General features: G+C 64.2%; 23 protein-coding genes and 2 tRNA genes. 1 reads left to right on the top strand and 24 read right to left on the bottom strand.

The genetic code is table 11. From position 1 onward, the window contains the following. Positions 1-25: 25 nt before the first annotated feature. The 20 genes from nusA to tpiA all read right to left on the bottom strand — a co-directional run bounded on the left by nusA (position 26) and on the right by tpiA (position 18,959). Complete coding sequence (nusA, locus tag AC1KVE_RS02860) at positions 26-1,537, bottom strand: transcription termination factor NusA (protein ID WP_024937970.1); 1,512 nt, start codon at positions 1,535-1,537, stop codon at positions 26-28. Between the two features lie 4 nt (positions 1,538-1,541). Further along, positions 1,542-2,132, bottom strand: coding sequence for a ribosome maturation factor RimP (rimP, locus tag AC1KVE_RS02855; protein ID WP_046343329.1), 591 nt, complete (start codon positions 2,130-2,132; stop codon positions 1,542-1,544). A 210-nt stretch (positions 2,133-2,342) separates the two neighbouring features. Next, a tRNA-Met gene (locus AC1KVE_RS02850) sits at positions 2,343-2,419 on the bottom strand. A 202-nt stretch (positions 2,420-2,621) separates the two neighbouring features. Continuing rightward, positions 2,622-4,082: an NADH-quinone oxidoreductase subunit NuoN gene (gene nuoN / locus AC1KVE_RS02845; protein WP_024937972.1), complete on the bottom strand. Its 1,461-nt coding sequence runs from the start codon at positions 4,080-4,082 to the stop codon at positions 2,622-2,624. Between the two features lie 36 nt (positions 4,083-4,118). Then, positions 4,119-5,621, bottom strand: coding sequence for an NADH-quinone oxidoreductase subunit M (locus AC1KVE_RS02840; RefSeq protein ID WP_481091934.1), 1,503 nt, complete (start codon positions 5,619-5,621; stop codon positions 4,119-4,121). Between the two features lie 20 nt (positions 5,622-5,641). After that, a complete protein-coding gene (gene nuoL / locus AC1KVE_RS02835) occupies positions 5,642-7,816 on the bottom strand; it encodes an NADH-quinone oxidoreductase subunit L (protein WP_184456297.1) in 2,175 nt (724 codons plus the stop codon). Between the two features lie 7 nt (positions 7,817-7,823). Beyond that, complete coding sequence (gene nuoK, locus AC1KVE_RS02830) at positions 7,824-8,129, bottom strand: NADH-quinone oxidoreductase subunit NuoK (protein ID WP_006450557.1); 306 nt, start codon at positions 8,127-8,129, stop codon at positions 7,824-7,826. Beyond that, positions 8,126-8,788, bottom strand: a complete 663-nt coding sequence (locus AC1KVE_RS02825; RefSeq protein ID WP_180968694.1) for an NADH-quinone oxidoreductase subunit J — start codon at positions 8,786-8,788, stop codon at positions 8,126-8,128. Before AC1KVE_RS02825 ends, nuoK begins: the two co-directional genes overlap by 4 nt. A gap of 4 nt (positions 8,789-8,792) precedes the next feature. After that, positions 8,793-9,281 carry an NADH-quinone oxidoreductase subunit NuoI gene (nuoI, locus tag AC1KVE_RS02820; protein WP_481091935.1) on the bottom strand — a complete coding sequence of 163 codons (489 nt, stop codon included), beginning with the start codon at positions 9,279-9,281 and terminating at the stop codon, positions 8,793-8,795. 3 nt (positions 9,282-9,284) lie between these two features. After that, positions 9,285-10,376 carry an NADH-quinone oxidoreductase subunit NuoH gene (gene nuoH, locus AC1KVE_RS02815; protein ID WP_039522183.1) on the bottom strand — a complete coding sequence of 364 codons (1,092 nt, stop codon included), beginning with the start codon at positions 10,374-10,376 and terminating at the stop codon, positions 9,285-9,287. Further along, on the bottom strand, positions 10,373-12,607 hold the full coding sequence (gene nuoG, locus AC1KVE_RS02810) for an NADH-quinone oxidoreductase subunit NuoG (protein ID WP_481091936.1): 2,235 nt from the start codon (positions 12,605-12,607) through the stop codon (positions 10,373-10,375). Before nuoG ends, nuoH begins: the two co-directional genes overlap by 4 nt. Then, positions 12,604-13,938 (bottom strand): NADH-quinone oxidoreductase subunit NuoF, encoded by a 1,335-nt coding sequence (gene nuoF / locus AC1KVE_RS02805; protein ID WP_024937978.1) that lies wholly within the window; start codon positions 13,936-13,938, stop codon positions 12,604-12,606. The genes nuoG and nuoF overlap by 4 nt, the downstream gene beginning before the upstream one ends. Positions 13,939-13,941: 3 nt before the next feature. Then, entirely contained in the window at positions 13,942-14,469 is a 528-nt protein-coding gene (gene nuoE, locus AC1KVE_RS02800) for an NADH-quinone oxidoreductase subunit NuoE (RefSeq protein ID WP_016902996.1), read from the bottom strand. Continuing rightward, complete coding sequence (locus AC1KVE_RS02795) at positions 14,466-15,773, bottom strand: NADH-quinone oxidoreductase subunit D (RefSeq protein WP_481091937.1); 1,308 nt, start codon at positions 15,771-15,773, stop codon at positions 14,466-14,468. The genes nuoE and AC1KVE_RS02795 overlap by 4 nt, the downstream gene beginning before the upstream one ends. Then, positions 15,770-16,522 (bottom strand): NADH-quinone oxidoreductase subunit C, encoded by a 753-nt coding sequence (locus AC1KVE_RS02790; protein ID WP_016902994.1) that lies wholly within the window; start codon positions 16,520-16,522, stop codon positions 15,770-15,772. Before AC1KVE_RS02790 ends, AC1KVE_RS02795 begins: the two co-directional genes overlap by 4 nt. Before the next feature lie 36 nt (positions 16,523-16,558). Beyond that, positions 16,559-17,113, bottom strand: a complete 555-nt coding sequence (locus tag AC1KVE_RS02785; RefSeq protein WP_016944318.1) for a NuoB/complex I 20 kDa subunit family protein — start codon at positions 17,111-17,113, stop codon at positions 16,559-16,561. Beyond that, positions 17,104-17,460, bottom strand: a complete 357-nt coding sequence (locus AC1KVE_RS02780) for an NADH-quinone oxidoreductase subunit A (protein ID WP_039512172.1) — start codon at positions 17,458-17,460, stop codon at positions 17,104-17,106. Before AC1KVE_RS02780 ends, AC1KVE_RS02785 begins: the two co-directional genes overlap by 10 nt. A 102-nt stretch (positions 17,461-17,562) precedes the next feature. Next, positions 17,563-17,647: transfer RNA gene (locus AC1KVE_RS02775), tRNA-Leu, on the bottom strand. A 49-nt stretch (positions 17,648-17,696) separates the two neighbouring features. Next, the gene (gene secG, locus AC1KVE_RS02770) at positions 17,697-18,170 is read right to left on the bottom strand and encodes a preprotein translocase subunit SecG (RefSeq protein ID WP_184456301.1); all 474 of its coding nucleotides are present in this window, start codon (positions 18,168-18,170) and stop codon (positions 17,697-17,699) included. 33 nt (positions 18,171-18,203) lie between these two features. Continuing rightward, the gene (gene tpiA, locus AC1KVE_RS02765; protein WP_024937982.1) at positions 18,204-18,959 is read right to left on the bottom strand and encodes a triose-phosphate isomerase; all 756 of its coding nucleotides are present in this window, start codon (positions 18,957-18,959) and stop codon (positions 18,204-18,206) included. A 112-nt stretch (positions 18,960-19,071) separates the two neighbouring features. Between tpiA and AC1KVE_RS02760 the strand changes: the two genes are divergently transcribed. Continuing rightward, complete coding sequence (locus AC1KVE_RS02760) at positions 19,072-19,872, top strand: SDR family NAD(P)-dependent oxidoreductase (RefSeq protein ID WP_481091938.1); 801 nt, start codon at positions 19,072-19,074, stop codon at positions 19,870-19,872. A gap of 281 nt (positions 19,873-20,153) precedes the next feature. Here AC1KVE_RS02760 and AC1KVE_RS02755 read toward each other — a convergent pair whose 3' ends face one another. From AC1KVE_RS02755 to AC1KVE_RS02740, 4 genes are read right to left on the bottom strand one after another with little or no spacing between them, the layout of a single operon-like run. Then, on the bottom strand, positions 20,154-20,582 hold the full coding sequence (locus tag AC1KVE_RS02755; protein ID WP_016902989.1) for a group I truncated hemoglobin: 429 nt from the start codon (positions 20,580-20,582) through the stop codon (positions 20,154-20,156). Then, positions 20,582-21,454 (bottom strand): DUF3034 family protein, encoded by an 873-nt coding sequence (locus AC1KVE_RS02750; protein WP_481091939.1) that lies wholly within the window; start codon positions 21,452-21,454, stop codon positions 20,582-20,584. Before AC1KVE_RS02750 ends, AC1KVE_RS02755 begins: the two co-directional genes overlap by 1 nt. Beyond that, complete coding sequence (locus AC1KVE_RS02745; RefSeq protein WP_104594381.1) at positions 21,451-23,817, bottom strand: putative bifunctional diguanylate cyclase/phosphodiesterase; 2,367 nt, start codon at positions 23,815-23,817, stop codon at positions 21,451-21,453. The genes AC1KVE_RS02750 and AC1KVE_RS02745 overlap by 4 nt, the downstream gene beginning before the upstream one ends. Continuing rightward, a complete protein-coding gene (locus AC1KVE_RS02740; protein ID WP_481091940.1) occupies positions 23,814-24,506 on the bottom strand; it encodes a methylamine utilization protein in 693 nt (230 codons plus the stop codon). Before AC1KVE_RS02740 ends, AC1KVE_RS02745 begins: the two co-directional genes overlap by 4 nt. Between the last annotated feature and the right edge of the window lie 16 nt (positions 24,507-24,522).

The raw sequence follows: 24,522 nt of genomic DNA, 5'->3' as shown, positions 1-24,522 counted from the left end.
GGTCAGGGCGCGGTTCATTGCCGGCTCATTCGCCGCGCTCCAAACGGGCGATCTCCTCGGCGCGGGCCGCCAGGATCAGCGCCGCGGCGCGCTCCTGGGTCAGACCCTCGATGCCGAAGTCGACGATCTCGTCCGCTGCCAGGTCGGACAAGTCCTCGCTGGTGCGCACGCCGTGCTCGGCCAGAGCAAAGGCCGTTTCCTCGTCCATCCCCTCCAGCGCCAGCAGGTCCTCGGTGGGCTGAGTTCCTTCCAGGCCTTCTTCTTCTGCCAGCGCAGCGTTGAGCAACGCATCGCGGGCGCGGGCGCGCAACTCTTCGACGATGTCTTCGTCGAAGCCTTCCACCGCCAGCAACTCGCCGACCGGCACGTAGGCGATTTCTTCGACCGTATTGAAGCCTTCAGTCACCAGGATCGCTGCGATTTCTTCGTCCACTTCCAGGCGATCCATGAACAACTGGCGCGCGGAGGTCTGCTCGGCTTCGGACTTGGCGGCCACCTGGTCGGCGGTCATCACATTAAGCTGCCAACCGGTCAGGCGGCTGGCCAGACGCACGTTCTGGCCGCCCTTGCCGATCGCCTGGGCCAGGCGATCTTCCGCCACGGCCAGATCCATCGAGTGCTTGTCTTCATCGACGATGATCGACTGCACTTCGGCCGGCGCCATCGCATTGATGACGAAGTTGGCCGGGTTCTCGTTCCACAGCACGATGTCCACGCGCTCGCCATTGAGCTCGTTGGATACCGCCTGCACGCGCGAACCACGCATACCGATGCACGCGCCGATCGGATCGGTGCGGGTGTCGTGCGCGATCACCGCGATCTTGGCGCGGTCGCCCGGATCGCGTGCGCAGGCCTTGATCTCGACCAGGCCCTGGCCCACTTCCGGCACTTCGAGCTTGAACAGCTCGATCATGAACTCCGGCGCGGCGCGGCTGATGAACAGCTGCGGGCCACGCGGCTCGGAACGCACTTCGGCCAGATAGCCGCGCACGCGGTCGCCGGGGCGCAGCACGTCACGCGGAATGCCCTTGTCCTTGGGAATGAAGGCTTCGGCATTGCCGCCCAGATCGACAAAGATGTTGCCGCGCTCGGCGCGCTTGACCACACCGGTGATCAACTCGCCGACGCGATCCTTCCAGGCATCGACCACCTGCTGACGCTCGGCCTCGCGCACACGCTGCACGATCACCTGCTTGGCAGCCTGCGCGGCGATACGGCCGAAGTCCGGGTTTTCGATCTGTTCTTCGATGTAGTCTCCCACCTCGACGCCGTCGGCTTCGTCGACGGCATCCATCAGACGCACCTGGCGATCCGGGGATTCCATCACGACATCGTCGGCAACCACTTCCCAACGACGATAGGTTTCGTAGTTACCGTCCTTGTGGTCGATGGTCACGCGCGTCAGCACGTCCTGGTCGGGATAGCGCTTCTTCGCTGCGGAAGCCAGCGCGGCCTCGATCGCATCGAAGATCACTTCGCGCGGCACGCCCTTTTCGTTGGCCACCGCATCCACTACCAGCAAAAGTTCCTTGCTCATTTCGTCACTCCGCGCGCGGCTTGCCAGCCGCCGACTCGTTGGATGGTTTCTTCTTGTCGTGCCCGGGTTTTTTCGGGCCGGGCTTGTTCGGTTTTTGCGGGGCCAGGCCCAGGGCGACCCAATCCGGCAGGATGCGCGCCTTGTCGATGTTGTCGAAGCCGATCTGCACATCCTTGCCGTCGACGGCGAACACCACCGCATCCGTCTCGGAGTCGATCCGCACGATCTGGCCCTGGAAGCGGCGCCGGCCATCCTGCGCCAGCTTCAGCACGATCTTGGCGGACTCGCCAACGTGACGGCCGAACTGCTCCAGCGTGAACAACGGACGGTCCACACCCGGCGAGGACACCTCGAGCGTGTAGTTGCCGGTGATGGGGTCTTCGACGTCGAGCTGGGCCGAGACTTCGCGGCTCACACGCTCGCAGTCGTCGACGTTGATGACACGCTCGGGCTGTTCGGCCAGCGGCACATCGATGTACAGGCGCAATGTGGCGCCACCTGGAGCGGGAAGATATTCCACACCCAGCAGTTCCAAGCCCAAGGACTCAACCGTTGGACTCAGCAGATTCGCGATTTCGGTCGCTTTTTCGCTCACAGACTGCCCTGATCAGATGATTGCCAGTAGAACCCCGGCAACCGGCAGCAAACTTTCCGGTTCCGGAAAAAACAAGGGGCCCGATGGGCCCCTTGCGTGAAAAAAGCCCGACCTCTCAGGGTCGGCGCAAAGACGGGAACATGCGTCTTTGCGATCCAAGAAGTTGAAGGACTGCCCTAAGGCATTGCATTAAAGCAGTACTTCAAAACTTGGTAGCGGGGGCAGGATTTGAACCTGCGACCTTCGGGTTATGAGCCCGACGAGCTGCCAGACTGCTCCACCCCGCAGCAGAAGCGGAATTATGAAGAACTTGAGCGGCAATTGCAAGCCCTAGTTTTTCATCGATTGAAAACCCCGGGGGGTCTTCAACGTCGCGGCAAATGATAACCGCATTGCAACAAAAACGAAACAGCAATCACGACTTTATTTCAGTCGGCCCATCAACAGTGCGTGTGCACATGTGCCGCGAGGTCATGCCACGACTGTAACTCAGGCAAGGCCTGCAAATGCACGCTGGCACCACACCATGATCGGGCTCCAGGCCAGGCCAAGCGCAAGCAACGCAAGCGCGTTGACACCGAGCACGGTACCCAGCACACGGTCGTTGTTGGCCGGCAGCGGCTCGCCCACCGGCTCATCGAAGTACATGACCTTGATGACACGCAGATAGTAGAAGGCGCCGATCACCGCGCAGAGCACACCGACCAGGGCCAGCCACAGCATGTCGCCATTTACCGCGGCGCTGAGCACCGCCAGCTTGGTCCAGAAGCCCAGGAACGGCGGGATACCCGCAAGCGAGGCCATGATGCACAGCACCAGGCCGGCCATCCACGGATTGCGTGCGTTGAGTCCCTTGAAGTCGTCGATGTTCTCGGCTTCGAAGCCATTGCGCGACAACGCGATGATCGCGCCGAACGCGGCGGTCGACATGATGGTGTAGCTCACCGCGTAGAACATCGCCGCGGCATAGCCTTCCTCGCCACCGCCGGCCACGCCCATCAACAGAAAGCCGATGTGCGAGACGGTCGAGTACGCCAGCATGCGCTTGAGGTTGCTCTGCGCAATCGCCATCAGGTTGCCGATCACCAGCGACACTGCAGACAGGCCGCCGATCAACAGATGCCACTGCGGCGACAGCGGACCCATGCCGACCTCGAGCAGGCGATACGCCATACCGAAGGCAGCGAGCTTGGGTGCAGAGCTGATGAACAAGGCGATCGGCGCCGGCGCACCCTGGTACACGTCAGGCAACCACATGTGGAACGGGGCAGCACCGAGCTTGAAGGCCACGCCGGCGATCATGAAGATGGTGCCGGTCAGCAGCAACGTGCGCTCATTGGAGCCTTCGATCGCGTCGTGGATGCCGCTCAAGCTCAGCGTCCCGGTGGCGCCGTAGACCAGCGACATGCCGTACAGCAGCAGGCCCGAGGCCAGCGAACCGAGCACGAAGTACTTCATCGCCGCTTCGGTGGCCAGGCCGTTGTCGCGATTGGAGGCGACCAATGCGTATGAGCACAGCGCGAGCAGTTCCAGGCCCAGGTACACCATCAACAGGCTGCCGGCCGAGGTCAGCAGCATCATGCCGGCGGTGGCGAACAACACCAGCACCGGGATCTCGCCCTGATAGAGATTACGTTCGCGCAGGTAGGTCCAGCCGTAGACCAGGCTCAGGCCACTGACCAGCACGATCACCGTCTTCATCACGTCGGCCGCGGTGTCGCGCACGAACATGCCGTGGAAGATCTCGCCCTGCCCGCCCGTACCGGTCGCCAATAGCGCGAACACCACCGCGAGCACGGCGACGGAGAACAGGTGGGTCCAGACCTTGTTCCGCTGGCTCACGAACAGGTCGAGCATCAGCAGTGCAAAGGCGCCGCCGATCAGCACCAGCTCCGGAACAAGCGGAGCCAGGTCAGCGGTGGTCAACGGCGCGAGCGTTGGCGTGGTCATCATCAAATCCTGGAAATCAAAACGTACGGCAAGCTGTTACAGCTTGGACGCGGCAATCTGGGTAGCCAGCCTGGCGATCGATGGTTCCATCAGATCGGTCAGCGGCTTCGGATACAGGCCCAGGGCCAGCACGCCAACGGCGAACACCCCCAGCACGAACGCCTCACGGCCATTGATGTCCTTCAGCTCGGCCACATGGGCATTGGCCACTTCGCCGAAGAACACGCGCTTGTAGAGCCACAGCGTATACGCGGCGGTGATCACCAGCGTGGTGGCGGCAGCGAAGGCAACCAGCGGATGCTTCTGGAAGCTGGCCAGGATCACCATGAACTCGCCGACGAAGCCACTGGTACCCGGCAGGCCGGCATTGGCCATGAAGAACAGCATGGAGAACGTCGCGAACCACGGCATCACGTTGACCACGCCGCCGTAATCGGCGATGCGGCGGGTATGCATGCGGTCGTACAGCACGCCGATGCAGGAGAACATCGCACCGGACACGAAGCCGTGCGAAATCATCTGCACCATCGCACCCTGCAGGCCCAGGCGGGCGGCATCGGTGCTGCCGTACTCACGGACCAGGGTGAAGGCGATGAAGGTGCCAAGGGTGACGAAGCCCATGTGCGCGATGGACGAATACGCCACCAGCTTCTTCATGTCGTCCTGCACCAGGGCCACCAGACCGACGTAGATCACCGCGATCAGCGACAGCGTGATCACCAGCCAGGCGAACTCGTGGCTTGCATCCGGCACGATCGGCAGGTTGAAGCGCAGGAAGCCGTAGCCGCCGATCTTCAACGCGATCGCGGCCAGAATCACCGAGCCGGCGGTCGGCGCTTCGACGTGCGCATCCGGCAGCCAGGTGTGCACCGGGAACATCGGCACCTTGACCGCGAACGCGATCAGGAAGGCGAAGAAGATCCAGGTCTGCTCCTTGGCGGTCAGCTGCAGCGCGTAGAGATCGGCCAGCTGGAAGCTGCCGCCCTTCAGGTACAGGTAGACCAGGCCCACCAGCATCAGCACCGAGCCGAGGAAGGTGTACAGGAAGAACTTCATCGCCGCGTAGATGCGCCGCGGACCGCCCCAGACGCCGATGATCAGGAACATCGGGATCAGCATGGCTTCGAAGAAGACATAGAACAGCATCGCGTCGGTCGCGGCAAAGATGCCGACCGTGACGCCTTCCAGGATCAGGAAGGCGGCGACGTACTGATTGACGCGCTTGTCGATCGAGCGCCAGGCGCCAATCAGGGCCAGCACCGTCACCAGCGTGGTGAGCACGATCAACGCGACCGCGATGCCGTCCACGCCCAGGTTGTAGCCGATGTTGTAGGCCGGGATCCAGGCATGCAGTTCGATGAACTGCATGGCGTCATTGGCGGTGTCGTAGCCCAGCAGCGGCAGACTCAGCACAAAGGTCGCCACCGCCACCGCCAACGATGCCCAGCGGGCAGTCTCGGCGTTGCGCAACGCAAGGATCAAGGCGCCACCGATAATCGGCAGCCAGATCAAGATAGACAGTAAAGGCCAGTTCGACACGTTTTCTTATTCCGTACAGGTCAACGCCAGAAATGCATCAGTACCGCCAACAAGGCGATCAAACCGATGATCATTGCGAAGGCGTAGTGATAGAGGAAACCGGATTGCGTGCGACGCAGCAGATTTGCAGCCAGGTCGATCAGTCGGGCAGAACCATTGACGACGACACCGTCGACCACATGGGTATCGATGGCACGTGACGCCTTGCCAAGGACCACGCCGCCACCGGCGAAGCCATTGATCCAGAGCTTGTCGAAGCCGTACTTGTTTTCCAGCAGCCACACCACCGGCGCGAACGCCTTGCGCGACTTGGTAGCCAGTTCCGGCTTCCACAGATAGAACAGCGCAGCCAGCAGCAGGCCGGCGACCGTCAGGAAGAACGGCGCCGCCATCATGCCATGCAGCGCGAAGGCGACCGGGCCATGGAACTCTTCGGCCAGTACGCCGACGGTGTCACGCGCCGGATCGTAGAAATCGACGATGCCGGTGAAGAACGACACTGCCTGCCCCTTGAGCGCATGCGCGGCGTGGTGGCCCTGCCAGTCGGTGCCGAACAGCATCGGACCGATGGTGAAGAAACCGATCGCCACCGACGGGATCGCCAGCAGGATCAACGGCAGCGTCACCACCCACTTGGATTCATGCGGCTCGTGGGCACCATGGTGGCCATGACCGTGGTCGTCGTGGCCGTGCGTATCGTGTGCATGTGCGTCGTGCGCATGACTGTCGTGCGCGTGGACCTGCGCCTCGGCATCGGTGTGCGCGCTGTCGTGATGTGCATGCGCATCGTGCGCATGGGCATCGCGGAAGCGCTCCTTGCCGTGGAAGGTCAGGAACAGAAGGCGGAAGCTGTAGAAGCTGGTCACCAGCACGCCGCCGAGCACTGCCCAGTAGCCATAGGTCGCGATCCAGCTATGCGACTCATGGGCATGGTGTGCGGCTGCCTCGATGATGGTGTCCTTGGAGTAGAAGCCGGAGAAGAACGGCGTACCGACCAGTGCCAAGGTACCGATCACGCTGGTCCAGTAGGTCACCTTCATGTACTTGCGCAGGCCACCCATCTTGCGCATGTCCTGCTCGTGGTGCATGCCGATGATGACCGAACCGGCCGCCAGGAACAGCAGCGCCTTGAAGAAGGCATGCGTCATCAGGTGGAACACGGCGGCCGAATACGCCGACACGCCCAGCGCCACGGTCATGTAGCCCAGCTGCGACAGTGTGGAGTACGCAACCACGCGCTTGATGTCGTTCTGCACGATGCCGATCAGGCCGGTGAAGAAGGCCGTGGTCGCACCGATGAACAGGATGAAGTTCAACGCGGTTTCCGACAGCTCGAACAGCGGCGACATGCGCGCGACCATGAAGATGCCGGCGGTCACCATCGTCGCGGCATGGATCAGTGCCGAAATCGGGGTCGGGCCTTCCATCGAGTCCGGCAGCCACACGTGCAACGGCACCTGCGCCGACTTGCCCATCGCGCCGATGAACAGGCAGATGCAGATCAGCGTCATCACGCTCCACTCATGCCCCGCGAACAGCTGCACCTTGGCACCGGCCATGGTGGTCGCGTTGGCGAACACGGTGGAGTAATCCAGCGAGCCGAACCACAGCAGCACACCGGCGATACCGAGAATGAAGCCGAAGTCGCCGACGCGATTGACCAGGAACGCCTTCATGTTGGCGAACACGGCGGTCGGGCGCTTGAACCAGAAACCGATCAACAGGTAGGACACCAGACCCACTGCTTCCCAGCCGAAGAACAGCTGCAGGAAGTTGTTGCTCATCACCAGCGTGAGCATGGAGAAGGTGAACAACGAGATGTAGCTGAAGAAGCGCTGGTAGCCCGGGTCTTCTTCCATGTAGCCGATGGTGTAGATGTGCACCAGCAGCGACACGAAGGTCACTACCACCATCATCATCGCGGTCAGGCGATCGACCATGAAGCCGACATGCGCCGAGTAGTTACCGACATCGAAGAAGGTGTACAGGTTCTGGTTGAACGGGCTGGCGCCCTGCTCCACCAGTTGATACAGCGTCAGGCACGACAGCACGCAGCTGACCGCCACGCCCAGGATGGTGACGTATTGCGCGCCCTTGCGCCCTACCTGGCGACCGAACAGGCCGGCGATGATGCTGCCGACCAGCGGTGCAAGCACCACCGCGATCAACAGACTCTTGGAGAGAGTGATTTCCATCTACAGGTCAGCCCTTCAACGTATCGACTTCGGCCACATTGATCGTGCGGCGCGTGCGGAACAGAGTCACCAGGATCGCAAGGCCGATCGCAGCCTCCGCGGCGGCAACGGTCAGGATGAAGAACACGAACAGCTGACCGGCGGGGTCGCCAAGCTCGCGCGAGAACGCAATGAAGTTGACGTTGACCGACAGCAGCATCAGTTCGATCGACATCAGCAGCACGATGACGTTCTTGCGGTTGAGGAAGATGCCGGCCAGGGAGATGCAGAACAGCACCGCGCCCAGTCCCAGCAGGTGGCCCAAGGTAATCAAGACTTCGCCTCCTGTCCGTCGGTCGCATCCAGCTTCGGCGCGACCTGTACCGGCTTTTCAACCGCCATTTTGACCATGCGCAGACGATCGCCCGCCTTCACTCGCGACTGCTCGCCCGCATTCTGGTGCTTGATGCCGGTGCGCTTGCGCAGGGTCAGCATCACCGCGGCCACCACGGCCACGGTCAGGATCACCGCGGCGAACTCGAACGGCAGCAGGAACTGGGTGTAAAGGGTCTTGGCTAGCCAGGTCAGGTTCGACACGTCGGCGGCCTGCGCAGCGGCGTTATCGGCCGGGAACGGTGCGGCACTGCGCGCCTTGACCCCGATCAGGGTGACCATCTGCGCCAGCATGGCAACCGCCACGATGACACCGACCGGCATGTACTTGACCCACCCTTCGCGCAGGCGGCTGGTGTCGATGTCCAGCATCATCACCACGAACAGGAACAGCACCATCACCGCGCCGACGTAGACCAGCACCAGCGTCACGCCGAGGAACTCGGCGCCGACCAGCAACCAGATGCATGCCATCGAGAAGAAGGTGAGGATCAGGCACAACACGGCGTACACCGGGTTGCGCACGCTGATCACCGCACCGGCGGACACGACCGCGACGGCGGAGAAGGCGTAAAAAGCAATAGTGACCCAGTCCATCATGACCTCAACGGAAGGCGGCATCGGCAGCGCGACGCTCGGCGATCTCGGTTTCAAACCGGTCTCCGATCGCCAGCAGCTGCGGCTTGTTGACAATGTTCTCGCCACGCCTCTCGAAGTGGTACTCGAGGATGTGCGTCTCGACGATCGAGTCCACCGGGCAGCTTTCTTCGCAGAAGCCGCAGAAGATGCACTTGAACAGATCGATGTCGTAGCGCGTGGTACGGCGCGAGCCGTCCTCGCGCTTGGCCGAGTCGATGGTGATCGCCAGCGCAGGGCACACCGCTTCGCACAGCTTGCAGGCGATGCAGCGCTCTTCACCGTTGGGATAGCGACGCAATGCGTGCAGGCCACGGAAACGCGGCGACTGCGGGAACTTCTCCATCGGGTACAGCACGGTGTACTTTGGCTTGAACGTGTATTTCAACGTCAGCCACAGGCCGCCTAGCAGTTCGAGCAGAAGCAGGCTCTTGAAGTAATGGGTGATCTTGTTCATCAGTTACACGCCCTTCTGGATCACGCCGTAAAACACCATCAACGCCGTCACTGCGATCCACACGATCGTGAGCGGAATGAACACCTTCCAGCCCAGACGCATGATCTGGTCATAGCGGTAGCGCGGGAAGCTGGCACGGAACCAGATGTAAGCGCTGGCGAAGAAGAACACCTTCATCAGCAGCCACGGCCAACCGCCCTTCCACAACCAGTCGATCCACGGCGAGATATCCGCATTGACCCAACCCTGGATCGGGCTCAACCAGCCGCCGAGGAAGAAGATCGAGATCAGGAAGCTGACCAGGATCATGTTGGCGTATTCGGCAAGGAAGAACAGCGCGAACGCACCGCCCGAGTACTCCACCATGTGGCCGGCGACGATTTCCGATTCGCCTTCCACCACGTCGAACGGCGCGCGGTTGGTTTCGGCGACGCCGGACACCCAGTACACGATGAACAACGGGAACAGCGGAATCAGGAACCAGTCGAAGAAGCCCGAGCTGCCCGCCTGCGCGAACACGATCTGGCTCAAGTTGACGCTGCCGGAGGCGATCATCACGCCGACCAGCGCAAAGCCCATCGCGATTTCGTAGCTGACCACCTGCGCGGCCGAGCGCATCGCACCCAGGAACGCGTACTTGGAGTTGGACGCCCAGCCGGCCAGGATGATGCCGTACACGCCCAGCGAGGTCATCGCCAGCAGATACAGCAAACCGACGTTGGCGTTGGACAGCACCAGCTGCGCGTCGAACGGCACCACCGACCAGGCCGCGAAGGCAGGCGCCAGCGTCAGCAGCGGCGCGATGATGAACATCGCCTTGTGCGAGCTGCTCGGTTGCACGATCTCCTTGAACAGGAGTTTGAACACGTCGGCGAAGGCCTGGAAGATGCCCATGCCCACGTACATCGGCCCGTGACGCACGTGCATCCAGCCGATCAGCTTGCGCTCCCAGACCACGTAGAAGGCCACCGACACGATCACCGGCACGGTGATCAGCAGGATCTTCAGCACGGTCCACAGCACCACGCCGCCATCGCCCAGACCGACAAACCATTGGTGCAGGGGATCGACCAGGTTCAACAGCAATTCGTTCATGCAGCCACCACCGTTACACGACCGGCACCGAGCGGCGCGGTTGCGCCATGGCCGGATTCGATCCACACCGTGCCCGGTGCGACGCGCTTGTCCAGCACTACCGGCAACGTCGCCTTACCGGCGTCGGTACCGACCTTGACCATCTGACCAGCGCCGACCTGCAACTGCGCGGCCTGCTCCGGATGCATCGCCACACACGGCGCGATATTGAGCGGATGCGACTGCAGCGCGGCGGCGCGACGCACCACCGCATCGGTGCGATAGATCGCAGCGGTGGCGGCAACTTCCAGCCCGTCGCTGGCCGCAGCCGGCTGCGCCGAGGCGACAGGGCTGACGGAACGGTTCTGCATGCCGGCACGCAGGCCGACCAAATCGATGAATTCGAAACCGCCCAGACCCAGCTCGCCACCAAGTGCACGCAGTACGCGCCAGCCCTCGCGGGCTTCGACCGGCAGGCGACCGGCGGCACGTGCGGTCTGCACGCGGCCATCCAGATTGGTCAGCGATGCGTCGATTTCCGGCAGCGCACCGATCGGCAGGATCACATCGGCCACGTCGCGCGTCGAGGCGCAGGCGAACTGACTGAACGCGACCACCTTGGCACCCGCCAGGGCGCTGCGTGCGGCGGCGGCATCGGCGAAATCCAGACCCGGCTCGATGCCATACAGCACGTAGGCCTGGCGCGGCTGCGCCAGCATGCCGGCGACATCGCGTGCGGTCGGCAGCACACCCTGCGACACCAGACCGACCGCGTTCGCACCCTGCGGGATGCGGCACAGCGAGGCGCCGGTTGCAGCGGCAAAGTCGCGTGCAGCGGCACGCAATGCAGCAGCCTGCGGGTGGTTTTCAGCCAGTGCACCGACCACGATCACGGCGCGCGTGGCGCCCTTGACCGCATCGCGCAACGCCGCATCGTCCAGAGCACCGGCCAGCTGCGACGGCGCAACGACCGTGCGGCTTGCCTGGGTGAAGGCAAAGTCGAAATCGACCGGGTTGACCGAATGGATCTGCGTCCCGTTCTGGATGCTGGCCTTGCGCAGGCGGGCATGCAGCAACGGCAGCTCGTGACGTACGTTGGTGCCGAACAGCACCACCACATCGGCGCGCTCGATCTCTGCCAGCGGCGTGGCGAACGCTTCGGCCACCGCAGCATCGGAGAAATCGCGGTTGAGCAGGCGGTGATCCAGATTGCCGCTGTTCAGGCCTTCGGCCAGACGTGCGAGCAAGGCGCCCTCTTCGTTGGAGGTGGACGGATGCACCAGCACACCGAGCTGATCGCCGGCGTTGTCACGCAGGATCTGCGTCGCGGCGGCCAGACCTTCGGCCCAGCTCACCTCGGTCCACTGCCCGTTGACCTTCTTCAGCGGCTTGACCGCACGGTCTTCCGCATACAGGCCCTGATGCGAATAACGATCACGGTCGGACAGCCAGCACTCGTTGACCGCCTCGTTCTCGCGCGGCACGGTGCGCAGCACTTCGCCGCGACGCACGTGCAGGAACAGGTTCGAGCCCATCGCATCGTGGTAGCCAAGCGACTCGCGCGCCATCAGCTCCCACGGACGCGCACGGAACTGGAACACCTTGTTGGTCAGCGCGCCCACCGGGCAGACGTCGATGACGTTGCCGGAGATTTCGGTGGTCAGCGGCTTGCCGTCGTAGGTGCCGATCTGCAGGTTCTCGCCGCGATACATGCCACCCAGCTCGTAGGTGCCGGCGATGTCTGCGGTGAAACGCACGCAGCGGGTGCACTGGATGCAGCGGGTCATTTCGGTGGCGACCAGCGGACCGATGTCCTCGTCCGGCACCACGCGCTTGCGTTCGTTGAAGCGGCTGACCGAACGGCCATAACCGAGCGACACGTCCTGCAGTTCGCACTCGCCGCCCTGATCGCAGATCGGGCAGTCCAGCGGATGGTTGATCAGCAGGAATTCCATCACGCTGCGCTGGTACTTCAGCGCCTTTTCGCTACGCGTGGTGACCTTCATGCCGTCCATCACCGGCGTGGCGCAGGCGGGCGACGGCTTCGGGGATTTCTCGACGTCCACCAGGCACATGCGGCAGTTGGCCGCGATCGGCAGCTTCTCGTGGTAGCAGAAGCGCGGGATCGGGATGCCGGCCTTGTCGGCCGCCTGGATGATCATCGAACCCTTCGGCACCACCAGGGACTGCCCGTCGATCTCGACGGTGACATGGTCCGGTGGCACGTTGGGGTTCACTGGTTGGGCGCTCATGCGGCCACTCCGACGTGCGTGTCGACGATCGAACGACCGTTGACGATGTAGTACTCGAACTCGTCCCAGAACTGGCGCAGGAAGCCTTGGATCGGCCACGCCGCCGCCTCGCCGAAGGCACAGATGGTGTGTCCTTCGATCTGGCCGGCAACGGTGCGCAGCTGATGCAGGTCTTCCATCGTCGCCTTGCCGGCAACGATGCGCTCCAGCACGCGGTGCATCCAGCCGGTGCCCTCGCGGCACGGGGTGCACTGGCCGCAGGATTCCTTGTGGAAGAACTGCGAGATGCGGCAGGCGAAGCGCACGCAGCACACGCTGTCATCCAGCACCACGATCGCACCCGACCCCAGGCCGGTGCCGAGCGCACGCAAGGTGTCGTAGTCCATCTGCAGCCCGGCAACCTGGTCGGCCTTCAGCACCGGCATCGACACGCCGCCAGGCACCACGCCCTTGAGCTTGCGGCCCGGACGCAGGCCACCGGCCATTTCCAGCAGTTCGTCGAAGGTGGTGCCGAGCGGCACTTCGAAATTGCCGCCCTTCTGCACGCAGCCGGACACCGAGAAGATCTTGGGGCCGCCGTTCTTGGTCTTGCTCAGCCCCAGGAACCATTCCGGGCCGTTGCGAATGATCGCCGGCACCGACGCATAGGTCTCGGTGTTGTTGATGGTGGTCGGCTTGCCGTACAGGCCGAAGTTGGCCGGGAACGGCGGCTTGTAGCGCGGCTGGCCCTTTTTGCCTTCCAGCGATTCCATCAGCGCGGTTTCTTCGCCGCAGATGTAGGCACCGGCACCCAGCGCACCGTAGATATCGATATCCACGCCGCTGCCGAGGATGTTCTTGCCCAGCCAGCCGTTGGCATAGGCATCGGCCAGCGCCAGCTCGAAGTTCTCGAACGGCTCGTGGTGGAACTCGCCACGCAGATAGTTGTAACCCACCGTCGAGCCAGTGGCGTAGCAGGCGATCGCCATGCCCTCCACCACCGAGTGCGGGTTGTAACGCAGGATGTCGCGGTCCTTGCAGGTGCCCGGCTCGGATTCGTCCGAGTTGCACAGGATGTACTTCTGCATCGTGCCCTTGGGCATGAACGACCACTTCAGGCCAGTCGGGAAGCCTGCGCCGCCACGGCCGCGCAGGTTGGACGCCTTGACCATCTCGATGACGTCGGCCGGCGCGATCTTCTCTTCGAGGATCTTGCGCAGCGCGGCGTAGCCACCGGTTTTCAGATAGCTCTCATACGACCACGGGGTGTCGTAATGCAGCGTCGTGTAGACGACCTGATGCGGCAACGGCGCCGGACCGACCGGGCCTGAGGGTGCGTGATGATGTGCCATGTCTTACTCCAGCCCGTCCAGCAGCGCGTCGACCTTCTCTTTCGTCAGGTGCTCGTGGTAATGGCCGTTGATGACCATCATCGGCGCTGCAGAGCAGGCCGCCAGGCACTCTTCTTCGCGCTTGAGGTAGACGCGGCCATCAGCCGTCGACTGCCCCAGCTTGCAACCCAGTTTCTTTTCCGCGTGCGCCAGCAGATCTTCGGCGCCGTTGAGCCAGCAGCTGATGTTGGTGCAGAACGCCACGTTGTGGCGGCCGACCTTCTCGGTCTCGAACATCGAGTAGAAGCTGGCGACCTCGTAGGCCCACACCGGCGGCAGGTCCAGATACTTGGCCACGCCGACAATCAGCTCGTCGGTCAGCCAGCCCTGGTTCTGCTCCTGCGCAGCGTGCAGGCCTTGCAGCACGGCCGAACGCTTGCGATCGGGCGGAAACTTGCTCAACCAGTGATCGATGTGCGCGCGCGTCTTGTCGCTCAGCACCACCTGCGGATCGACGTCGCGCGCCGCTTCGAAATTACCCGTCGCCTTCATCGGTCAACCTCACCGAAAACCAAATCGTAAGTACCGATCATCGCCACGACGTCGGCCAGCAGATAGCCACGCACCACTGCGTCCATCGACGACAGATGCGCAAAGCCCGGCGCGCGCAGATGCACGCGGAACGGCTTGTTGGCGCCATCGGACATCAGATAGCAGCCGAATTCGCCCTTGGGCGCTTCGACCGCGCAATAGGTTTCGCCAGCCGGTACGCAGTAGCCTTCACTGAACAGCTTGAAGTGATGGATCAGCGCTTCCATGTCGTCCTTCATGCCTTCGCGGCTTGGCGGAGCGACCTTGAAATTGGTGACCATGACCGGGCCGGGGTTGGCCTTCAGCCACTTCACGCATTGCTTGATGATGCGGTTGGACTCGCGCATCTCGGCCACGCGCACCAGATAGCGGTCGTAGCAATCGCCATTGGTGCCGACCGGCACGTCAAACTGCACCGCGTCGTACTTGGCGTACGGCTGCTTCTTACGCAGGTCCCATTCGATGCCCGAGCCACGCAGCATCGGGCCGGTCATGCCCCAGGCACGCGCCAGATCCGGGCTGATGATGCCGACGTCGACAGTACGCTGCTTCCAGATACGGTTATCGGTCAGCAGCGTCTCGTACTCGTCCACACGCGACGGGAACGTATTGGTGAAATCCTCGAGGAAGTCCAGCATCGAGCCTTCGCGCGCTGCATTGAGCTTCTTCAGTGCCCCGCCCTTGTGCCAGCGGGATTCCTTGTACTTGGGCATGCGATCGGGCAGATCGCGATACACGCCGCCGGGACGGTAGTAGGCAGCGTGCATGCGCGCACCACTGACCGCCTCGTAGACGTCCATCAATTCTTCGCGCTCGCGGAACGCGTACAGCATCACCGCCATCGCGCCCAGGTCGAGCGCGTTGGAACCAACCCACATCAGGTGGTTCTTGATGCGGGTGATCTCGTCGAACATGGTGCGGATGTAGTGCGCACGCTCGGGCACTTCGATGCCCATCAGGGACTCGATCGCGCGCACGTAGGCGTGCTCGTTGCACATCATCGACACGTAATCCAGGCGGTCCATGTATGGAACCGACTGGTTGAACGGCTTGGATTCGGCCAGCTTCTCGGTGCCACGGTGCAGCAGGCCGATATGCGGATCGGCACGCACCACGGTCTCGCCGTCCATTTCCAGGATCAGGCGCAGCACGCCGTGCGCCGCAGGATGCTGCGGGCCGAAGTTCATCGTGTAATTGCGGATTTCCTGCTTGCTTTCGACAGGATTGCTCGCGAAGGCATCGGTTGCCTGGCGGAACTCACTCACTTGGCGGTCTCCGACTTGCCCACTTCACCAGCGGCAGTCTCATAACGGGCGTCGTCGCGGATCACGCGCGGCACACCAACGCGCGGCTCGACCGAGGTCACCGGCTCGTACACGACACGCTTGCGCTCATCGTCGTAACGCACTTCGACGTTGCCGATCAGCGGGAAATCCTTGCGGAACGGATGGCCGACAAATCCGTAGTCGGTCAGGATGCGGCGCAGGTCCGGATGGCCATCGAAGACGATGCCGAACAGGTCGAAGGCTTCGCGTTCGAACCAGTTCACGCCGGGCCAGATATCGGTCAACGAGGCCACCATCGGTACCTGCTCGTCCGGTGCGTAGCAACGCACGCGCAGACGCTGGTTGTGCTGGTAGGAGATCAGCTGCGCGACCACCGCAAAACGCTGCTTGGGCATGTGCTGCGGATGGGCGCCGTCGGAGCTTTCCTGGCTGGGAAATTCGCCCCAGGCGAAACGACCGACGGCCTTGCCCTCGACGCCGCGGCTGAAGCCCTGCGACGACACGTCGGCGGTATCCCACTCGTCGCTGCCGTAGCCCAGGTAATCGACGCCGCACAGGTCGCTGAGCTGCTCGAAACCGAGCTCGTCGCGCAGGGCCAGACAGGTGGCGTGCCAATCGGCCGCAGCGACTTCCAGCGTCACTTCGCCGCGCGGCAATGCCACGGCGATCTGCGCACCGGCGAAACGTGCCGCAAGTCGGTCAGTGAAGGAAGATGCTTGCTCTGCCATGGGGGCTTGGCTGCTCTCAGTAGAAGAAGACGGGTGTCAGCGCGCGATGGTCTGGGTACGCCAGATCTTCTTCTGCAGCTGCAGGATGCCGTATACCAGCGCCTCGGCGGTCGGCGGGCAACCGGGGACGTAGATGTCCACCGGCACGATGCGATCGCAACCGCGCACCACCGAATACGAATAATGATAGTAGCCGCCGCCATTGGCGCAGCTACCCATCGAGATGACCCACTTCGGGTCCGGCATCTGGTCATAGACCTTGCGCAGCGCCGGGGCCATCTTGTTGACCAGTGTGCCGGCCACGATCATCACGTCGGACTGGCGCGGCGACGGGCGGAACACCACGCCGTAGCGGTCCAGATCCAGACGCGCGGCGCCGGCATGCATCATCTCGACCGCGCAGCAGGCCAGGCCGAAGGTCATCGGCCACATCGAGCCGGTGCGCGCCCAGTTCAGCAGCGCATCGACGCTGGTGGTCACGTAGCCCTTCTCGAGCAGCGGGTTTTCGCCTTCCGGGCGCAGGATGTCTTCCACCCGGCCTTCCGGCATCGGGTTGGTCATCAGACGATCCAGGGTCTGAATCACTCCCATTCCAGCGCTCCCTTCTTCCACACGTAGATAAAGCCGAGGAACAACATGCCGACGAACAGGCCCATGGTGACCAGCGAACGTGCGCCGATCTCCATGAACACCTGCGTCCACGGCACGATGAAGATGATTTCCAGATCGAACACGATGAACTGGATCGCGATCAGGTAGTAGCGCACGTCGAACTTCATGCGCGCGTCTTCGAAGGCTTCGAAGCCACACTCGTAAGGCGAGAGCTTGCGCGGGTCCGGACTACGCGGACCGAGGAATCGACCGACCAGCATCAGCACGATGCCGACACCGGTGGCGACGATCAGAAACAGCAGACTCGGCAAATATTCGGCCAGCACAGCGATTCTCTCTTGCCTCTGCCCGCACGCGCCGCGTGCCGGCATGGGGTATAGGCAGACCCCGCGCGCGACCAGCGATGCGCAGGAACTGCAGCCAAACAATGGTGCCCAAGAGGGGACTCGAACCCCTACGACCTAAGTCGCTACCACCTCAAGGTAGTGCGTCTACCAATTCCGCCACCTGGGCATACGTTGCGCCGCTGGGCATCCCAGTGCGCAGCGTATTGTAACCGGCTTCAGCGTTTTTGTGCTGGTTCTGAAGCGTTTTCTTCGCGTGCCGCGGGCGCCTGCTGCACCGGTGCGGATTGCGCCGGCGTTGCAGCCGGAGTTGCGGCGGGCACTGGCTGCGAAGGCGCGGTCGGGACTGCGCCGGCGGCCGGCACCTGCGGTAACGGCTGAGTCAGCTCGCCCGCGGCGGCGGGCGCCGGGGTGGCCGACTGCGACATCACGCCCAGGTTCTGGTCGGTCGGACGTGCGCCGTGGGTGGCGTACCACGCCATGAACAGGCTGATGCTGAAGAACACCACCGCCAGCCACTTGGTCGACTTGGACAGGAAGTTCGACGCGCCCTGCGAGCCGAACACGGTGCCCGACGCGCCGGCGCCGAAGCCGGAACCGGCTGCCGCACCCGCACCACGCTGCATCAGGATCAGCGCAATCATCGCCAGCGCGACCAGCACGTAGACCACATTGAGGATCAACATCAGCATTTCGAAATCCGTCCCCGGACAAAACTTAATGGGTTAACAAGCGGCCGCCGCACGCGCGATGGCCAGGAAATCCTCGGCGACCAGCGAGGCGCCTCCGACCAGCCCGCCATCGACGTCGGGCTGGGCAAACAGCTCGCTGGCGTTATCGGGCTTGACACTGCCCCCGTACAGGATGGGCAGAGAATCGGCGATTCTAGCATCCGCCTTCGCGACTTCGCCACGCAGGAACGCGTGCACCGCCTGCGCCTGCTCCGGGCTGGCGGTGCGGCCGGTACCAATGGCCCAGATCGGCTCGTAGGCGAGCACGGCGCGGGCAAAGCCCGCGCTGCCCACCAGCGCCAGCACCGGCGCGAGTTGGGCGCGCAGCACCGCCTCGGTCTGGTCGGCCTCGCGCTGCTCCAGCGACTCGCCCACGCACAGCACCGGAATCAGCCCGGCATGCATGGCGGCGGCGAACTTATGCGCCACCAGCTCACTGCTCTCTCGATGATACTGGCGCCGCTCGGAGTGGCCGACCAGCCCGTACTCGGCGCCGACATCGACCAGCATCGTGGCCGAGACTTCCCCGGTGTAGGCGCCCTTCTCGTTACTGCTGACGTCCTGGGCACCGAAACACAGATGGTGTTCCTCGAAATCCTCGATCAGGTCGCCCAGGTAAGGCAGTGGCGGCAGGATGACGACATCGACACCCTCCAGGGGCATGTGTGCGGCGATCTGGGCCACCAGTTCGGTGGCGAAGGCGCGGCTGCCATGCAGCTTCCAATTTCCGGCAACGATCTTTCGACGCATCAGGCGCAGGTTCCTGAGTGGAAGACAGGCGACAGAATAGCCCATGCCCTGTCGGCAGCCGGCACACTTCTGTCCGTTGCCTGTCCTCCCCCTCCTCCACCAGGAACCTGCCATGTCCGTTTTGCCTGTCTTCGCGCTGGTCACCGGCGCCTCCAGCGGCATCGGCCGCGAGATTGCGCGTGCCTACGCAAGGCGTGGCGTGCCGCTGATCCTGACCGCGCGCCGGGTCGACCGGCTGCAGGCGCTGGCCGAGGAGTTGCGGCCGTTGGTACGGGTGGAAGTGGTGCCGGCCGATCTGGGCGATCCCGCCGCGGTCGAAGCATTGGTTGCGCAGATCCAGCGCAATGGCTGGACGGTGGGCACCCTGGTCAACAACGCCGGCTACGGCGTGCCGGGCCGCTATCTGCACAACGACTGGGCCACGCATGCACGCTTTCTGCAGGTGATGGTGGGCGCGGTGTGCGAACTGACCTGGCGGCTCTTGCCGATGATTCGCGCCAGCGGCCAGGGCCGCATCCTCAATGTGGCCTCGTTCGCCGCACTGTCGCCGAGTGCCGACGGGCAGACGCTGTACGCAGCCAGCAAGAGCTTCCTGCTGCGCTTCAGCGAATCACTGGCACTGGAGAACGCCGACTGCGCGGTCAAGGTCTGCGCGCTGTGTCCCGGCTTTGCCTGGTCGGAGTTTCACGATGTCACCGGCACCCGCGCGGCGATGTCCACCCTGCCCCGCTGGGCGTGGCTGCAGGCCGACGACGTGGCCGAGTACGGCATTGCCGCGCTGGAACGCGGCCAGGTGCTGGCCGTGCCGGGCTGGCGCTATCGCCTGGTCAATGCGGCCTTGCGCGTGATGCCGCATGCGCTCGCACTGCGCCTGATGGCGCGCGGATCGCAGCGGGTGCGTCCGTTGCAGTGAGAGGCGGCGGCGCATCGGCTGCCTGCAGCGTCTTGCCTGCGCAGCCACATACCCGTGACCGCGCGCCGCTTGCAGTAGCCAGCTTGTCCGTATAGCCAAGACCGATACCGGCAGCGGCCTCGCTCCTGTCTGCGGCGCAGGGCGACTGACAATACGTCGCGAGCGGACTCTGGATGCCATGAACGGCCCCGCCCAGAGCCCCAAGTCCGTGGCTGGAAACATGGTGTTACGAGCAGCGACCACGCGCGTCCATCACTGCGCGCGGCAGCGATGCGACACCCTCAGTGATTGACGATTTCGCCATGCATGGCCGCCAGCCGCGCCAGCAGACGGTTCTGCGTGCGGCGCGGAATCTTGCGCTGATCCATCGCCCAGTTCAGATCCTCCACCAGCGCATTGAAGTCGCCTTCGCGAATGGCCAGGTGCGCGTGCGCCTGCTGCATCGACTTGGCGGTATCCGGGCACGGGCCGTCGGCGACATGACAGAACTTCTGCACCAGGCGCTCGTTGAGCATCACGATGTTGACGCGCGCGAACTTGTCGACGATGCGTTGGTCGTCGGCGATGCGCGACAGCATGGTTTCCACCAGCGCTTCGATCCCGGCCTGCCCGCCGAGTTCGTCATAGAGCGTGGGGCGCGGTTGCGTGGTGGCGCAGGCACTCATCAGCGCCAGCATGCACAGCAAGGGCCAGCGCAGCCGTCGATTCATCAGAACGCCACCTGCAGGGAAAGATAGGGACCGCCTTGGTCGGTGAGCGTGGCGATGTCGCCAAGCTCGGCCCAGGCCGCGGTCAGGGACACATGCTTGCTGGGAAACCAGGCCACGAATGCATCCGCCCAGGCCTGCTCGCGGGCGAAGCCGAGATTATCGGGCTTGTCGCGATATTCCACGCCGACCACCCACGCCGGCGACAGCACGACGGCGGCGCCGGCTTCGCCAACCAGCCGATAGGCGTTGCGGCGATCGCCGCCGAAACCGAGCAAGCCGGTCTGATTGGCGCGGGTCGCGCGCAAGGTGCCGTTGAGCAGCAGTTGATAGCCGCCCGCGGCCTGCAGGAACAACCGGCTGGCACTGACATACACATCGGTGCCGTGATCGTCGCGCGCGCCGATCGCCAGCGGCAGCGTGCCATTGCGCAGGCGTTTGTACTGCACGCCCACGCTGACCTGCGGCGCATGTCCGTAGACCAGATCGCCGTAGACCCGCAGCTTGGCGCCGAACACGTCCTGGCCAAGCGCATTCCATGGCAGGCCCAGCCGATCCTGCAGGGTGCCCAGATCCAGCCGTTGCCGCGCCAGCGAAAGTTCCAGCCGGTTGCCGACCGTCAGCGCGGCACCCTGCACGTCGAGCCGGTAATCGCCGCTGTCCACATGCGTGGCAAACAGCACGCTGCCGAGTTCGTCGCGGGTGCCGTAGCCCGACAACGTGGCCCACGGCACGATGCCGCCACCGCTGCTGCCTTCGATCATCGACACGCCACCGGTGGCGAGCAGGCGCCCGTCGCCGGCGATCGCCGACGCGGGTGCGCTGGCCAGCCCGGCCAGCGCTGCAGACAGCAGCGCGCCCCGCCATTTGCTCATCGATGCACTCCTGCCTGCGCCGCCGGCGCCAGATCGAGTTGCCGCATGCACCAGGCGACCAGCGGCACTTCTTCCAGTGGCGGCGAATACAGATAGCCCTGCACCATGTCGCAGCCATAACCGCGCAGCAGCCCCAGCGCGGTGGCGTTCTCCACGCCTTCGGCGATCACGCTCAAGCCCAGGTTGTGCCCGAGATCGATCGTGCTGCGCACGATGAACGCATCGTCGGTGCCCTCGGCCAGTTGCATGACGAAGCTCTTGTCGATCTTCAATTCGTTCACCGGCATGCGCTTGAGTTGCGCCAACGAGGAATAGCCGGTGCCGAAGTCGTCGATGGACAGGCGCACGCCGACGCTGCGCAGCTGATGCAACATGTGCAGCGCCGATTCGACATCGCGCATCAGCGCGCTTTCGGTCAGTTCCAGCGTCACCGACTGCGCCGGCACCGCGTGATGTTCCAGACGGCCACGCACGTAATCGGGCAGGCCGGGGTCGGACAGATCCAGTGCGGAGAGATTGATCGCCATGCCCAGTTCCAGCCCCTGCCTGCGCCATTGCGCCTGGCAGCGCAGCGCCTCGTCCAGCACGAAGCGGGTCAAGGGATGGATCACGCCGGAGTGCTCGGCCAGCGGAATGAATTCGTCCGGGCCGATCGCCCCGAGCACCGGATGCTGCCAGCGCACCAGCACCTCCACCTGTTCGACGCGATCGTTGCGCAGGCAGATCTTGGGCTGGAAGCGCAGGGTCAGCTCGTTGCCGCCGATGGCCTGGCGCAGATCACCGGTCAGGCGCAGCCGGCGCAGATGCTGCTCGTCCTGGCCCAGGCGATACACGCTGGCGCCGACGGTGGTGACGTTGCCGCCCTGGCGCCGGGCGATGTCCGCGCGCCGCAACAAGGTGTCCGGATCGGCGCCGTGTTCGGGAATCAGGGCGATGCCGATACTGGCTTCCAGCTGGATGCGCGCCTGTGGCAGCGCCAGCGGGCGGCGCAACTGCAGCAGCAAGCGCTGTGCATCCTGCTGCACAGTGGTGACATCGGTCTGCGCCACCACCACCATGAATTCGTCGCTGCCCAGCCGCCCGACGAGATTGGGTTCCTGGACCACGTCGGCAAGGCGGCGGCCTGCTTCGACCAGGACCTGGTCGGCAAAATCGTGGCCCAGGCTGTCGTTGAGTTCCTTGAAGCGCTCAAGATCCAGGATCAGCACCGCGGCCGTGCCGCCGGAGGCCACGGTCTGCTCCACCACATCCTTCAGCCGCTCCAGCAACCAGATGCGATTGGGCAGACCGGTTAAGGCATCGTGGCGCGCCTGATGCAGGATGTGCTGCTCGCGACTGGCGATCTGCTGCTGCATGCGACCGAAGCTGTCGGCCAACTCGGCCAGTTCGCGCCCGGATGGCACCTCGACCGCGGTGTGGTAGTCGCCGCGCTGGATGCGCCGCGCTGCCTGTACCAGCTGCGCGACCGGCCTGCTGACGCTGCGCGCCAGGAAGATCGCCACACCCAGCGCCGCAGCCGTGGCCAGGCCCGCCAGCAGCAGGATGCGCAACTTGAGCACGCGGTACGGCGCCACCGCGCGATCCAGCGAGGCCTGCAGCGCGACCCGCACATGGCTGTCGCCCTGGATCGACTGCAGCTTGACCAGGTAACGCGACTCGGCCAGCGTCAACGCGACCGCCGCGCCCTGCGCGCGTTCGGCGGTCGGCAACTGCTGCGCGAACTCGGCGCGCGCGGCCGGCTCCAGCGTGGACGCCAGCACCCGCACCGGCGGACCATCGGTGAAGAAGGTCGCATCCAGCCCGGTGGTGGAACGGAAATCCTGCGCGAGACCGTCGCCGGATTCGTTGCCGATCGCGATCCAGCCCACCCGGCTCGGTGCCAGTACCTGCACCACCGCCAGCCGCACGATGCGTTGGTCCAGCGCGACCACGCCAACCGCACGCCCATCGCGCTGCGCCTGCCGCAGCAGGGTCTGCACCGCGCGCAGCTGTTCGGCTTGCGGCAGATCGGCAAGCCCGGTCAAAAATTCGCCATCCGGCGCCAGCAGCAGCGCGGTCTGCGCCGACATGCGCGCGGCGTGGTTGCGCAATGCCGATTGCATGGTCGGCACATCGCCGCTGGCCACGGCCGCGCGGAAACCGAAGTCGTCGGCCAGCACCGAGGCCGACTGCAGCAGTTGTTCGTCGCGGCGCAGATTGATGCGTTGCCAGACGCGCTCGCCGATCTGCAGCTCTTCGCCGAGCTGCGCCTTGACGCTGCGCTCGGTGGCGACCTGCACCGCGATGAAGGTCAACGCCTGCGTGGCGAGCACGACCAGCACCAGAAACGCCGCGATGCGGGTATGCAGGCGCATGGCCTTCATGGCTTGGGCTTCTGCGGGTCGGCGCGGCGGAACTTGTCCTGCAGCGCGCGCACGCGCGCATCCGGAGGTGCCACCGCTGGTGCGGGGCCGCTGGTCTGCAAGGTCACGCGCCGTTGCACGGCCTCGCGCGCAAGCGCCACCGGCTCGGCGAGCGCGGCGCCCTTGATGCGCGGATGCCAGACCCGCAAGGTGTAGTTGCCTGCCGGCGCATCCAGCTGCACGCGACCGTCGCTGCCGGTCTTGCCGAAATACGGCGTGTCCACCACCACGATATAGCCCAGCATCCAGTCGTGGATATTGCAGCCCACCGTCACCAGCCCAGCCTGGTCAAAGCGCACCGGCGCGGCAGTGCTGCCCTGGAACAGTGGCAACTCGAACCGCTTTGCGGCAGAGAACGAATAGACCTGATGGCGAATCTGGTCGTTGTTGGGAAACCGCACCAGGGTGCCGGTGCGCACCGCCAGCACCGCAGGCACGAACTGCGAGTTGACCTGGTCCATCTCGACGGTTCTGGGCGTCCCGCTGGCGGCCACCGGACGTGCCGGCTCCAGACTCACCACCGCATCGACCAACATGCCGTTGGCATCGACAACGGTCACGCTGAGAGGCGTCGCCCATACACAGCTTGCGGCGCAATACGCCAGCAACCCCAAAACCGGGCCGATCCGTTTGAACCACTGCGTCCGCATGCGCCCCCCAAGCCTA

The sequence above is a fragment of the Xanthomonas sp. NCPPB 2864 genome (assembly GCF_056675615.1).
This window is presented reverse-complemented; position numbering and strand designations above follow the sequence as displayed.

Excerpts from the sequence above, each read along its gene's own strand:
- tpiA (WP_024937982.1), bottom strand. The coding sequence starts at position 18,959 with ATGCGTCGAAAGATCGTTGCCGGAAATTGGAAGCTGCATGGCAGCCGC.
- nuoL (WP_184456297.1), bottom strand. The coding sequence starts at position 7,816 with ATGGAAATCACTCTCTCCAAGAGTCTGTTGATCGCGGTGGTGCTTGCA.
- nuoG (WP_481091936.1), bottom strand. The coding sequence starts at position 12,607 with ATGAGCGCCCAACCAGTGAACCCCAACGTGCCACCGGACCATGTCACC.
- AC1KVE_RS02745 (WP_104594381.1), bottom strand. The coding sequence starts at position 23,817 with ATGAAGGCCATGCGCCTGCATACCCGCATCGCGGCGTTTCTGGTGCTG.
- AC1KVE_RS02760 (WP_481091938.1), top strand. The coding sequence starts at position 19,072 with ATGTCCGTTTTGCCTGTCTTCGCGCTGGTCACCGGCGCCTCCAGCGGC.
- nuoI (WP_481091935.1), bottom strand. The coding sequence starts at position 9,281 with ATGAACAAGATCACCCATTACTTCAAGAGCCTGCTTCTGCTCGAACTG.
- AC1KVE_RS02750 (WP_481091939.1), bottom strand. The coding sequence starts at position 21,454 with ATGAGCAAATGGCGGGGCGCGCTGCTGTCTGCAGCGCTGGCCGGGCTG.
- secG (WP_184456301.1), bottom strand. The coding sequence starts at position 18,170 with ATGCTGATGTTGATCCTCAATGTGGTCTACGTGCTGGTCGCGCTGGCG.
- AC1KVE_RS02755 (WP_016902989.1), bottom strand. The coding sequence starts at position 20,582 with ATGAATCGACGGCTGCGCTGGCCCTTGCTGTGCATGCTGGCGCTGATG.
- AC1KVE_RS02740 (WP_481091940.1), bottom strand. The coding sequence starts at position 24,506 with ATGCGGACGCAGTGGTTCAAACGGATCGGCCCGGTTTTGGGGTTGCTG.
- nuoF (WP_024937978.1), bottom strand. The coding sequence starts at position 13,938 with ATGGCACATCATCACGCACCCTCAGGCCCGGTCGGTCCGGCGCCGTTG.
- AC1KVE_RS02785 (WP_016944318.1), bottom strand. The coding sequence starts at position 17,113 with ATGGGAGTGATTCAGACCCTGGATCGTCTGATGACCAACCCGATGCCG.
- nuoN (WP_024937972.1), bottom strand. The coding sequence starts at position 4,082 with ATGACCACGCCAACGCTCGCGCCGTTGACCACCGCTGACCTGGCTCCG.
- AC1KVE_RS02790 (WP_016902994.1), bottom strand. The coding sequence starts at position 16,522 with ATGGCAGAGCAAGCATCTTCCTTCACTGACCGACTTGCGGCACGTTTC.
- nusA (WP_024937970.1), bottom strand. The coding sequence starts at position 1,537 with ATGAGCAAGGAACTTTTGCTGGTAGTGGATGCGGTGGCCAACGAAAAG.
- AC1KVE_RS02825 (WP_180968694.1), bottom strand. The coding sequence starts at position 8,788 with ATGATGGACTGGGTCACTATTGCTTTTTACGCCTTCTCCGCCGTCGCG.
- nuoE (WP_016902996.1), bottom strand. The coding sequence starts at position 14,469 with ATGAAGGCGACGGGTAATTTCGAAGCGGCGCGCGACGTCGATCCGCAG.
- nuoH (WP_039522183.1), bottom strand. The coding sequence starts at position 10,376 with ATGAACGAATTGCTGTTGAACCTGGTCGATCCCCTGCACCAATGGTTT.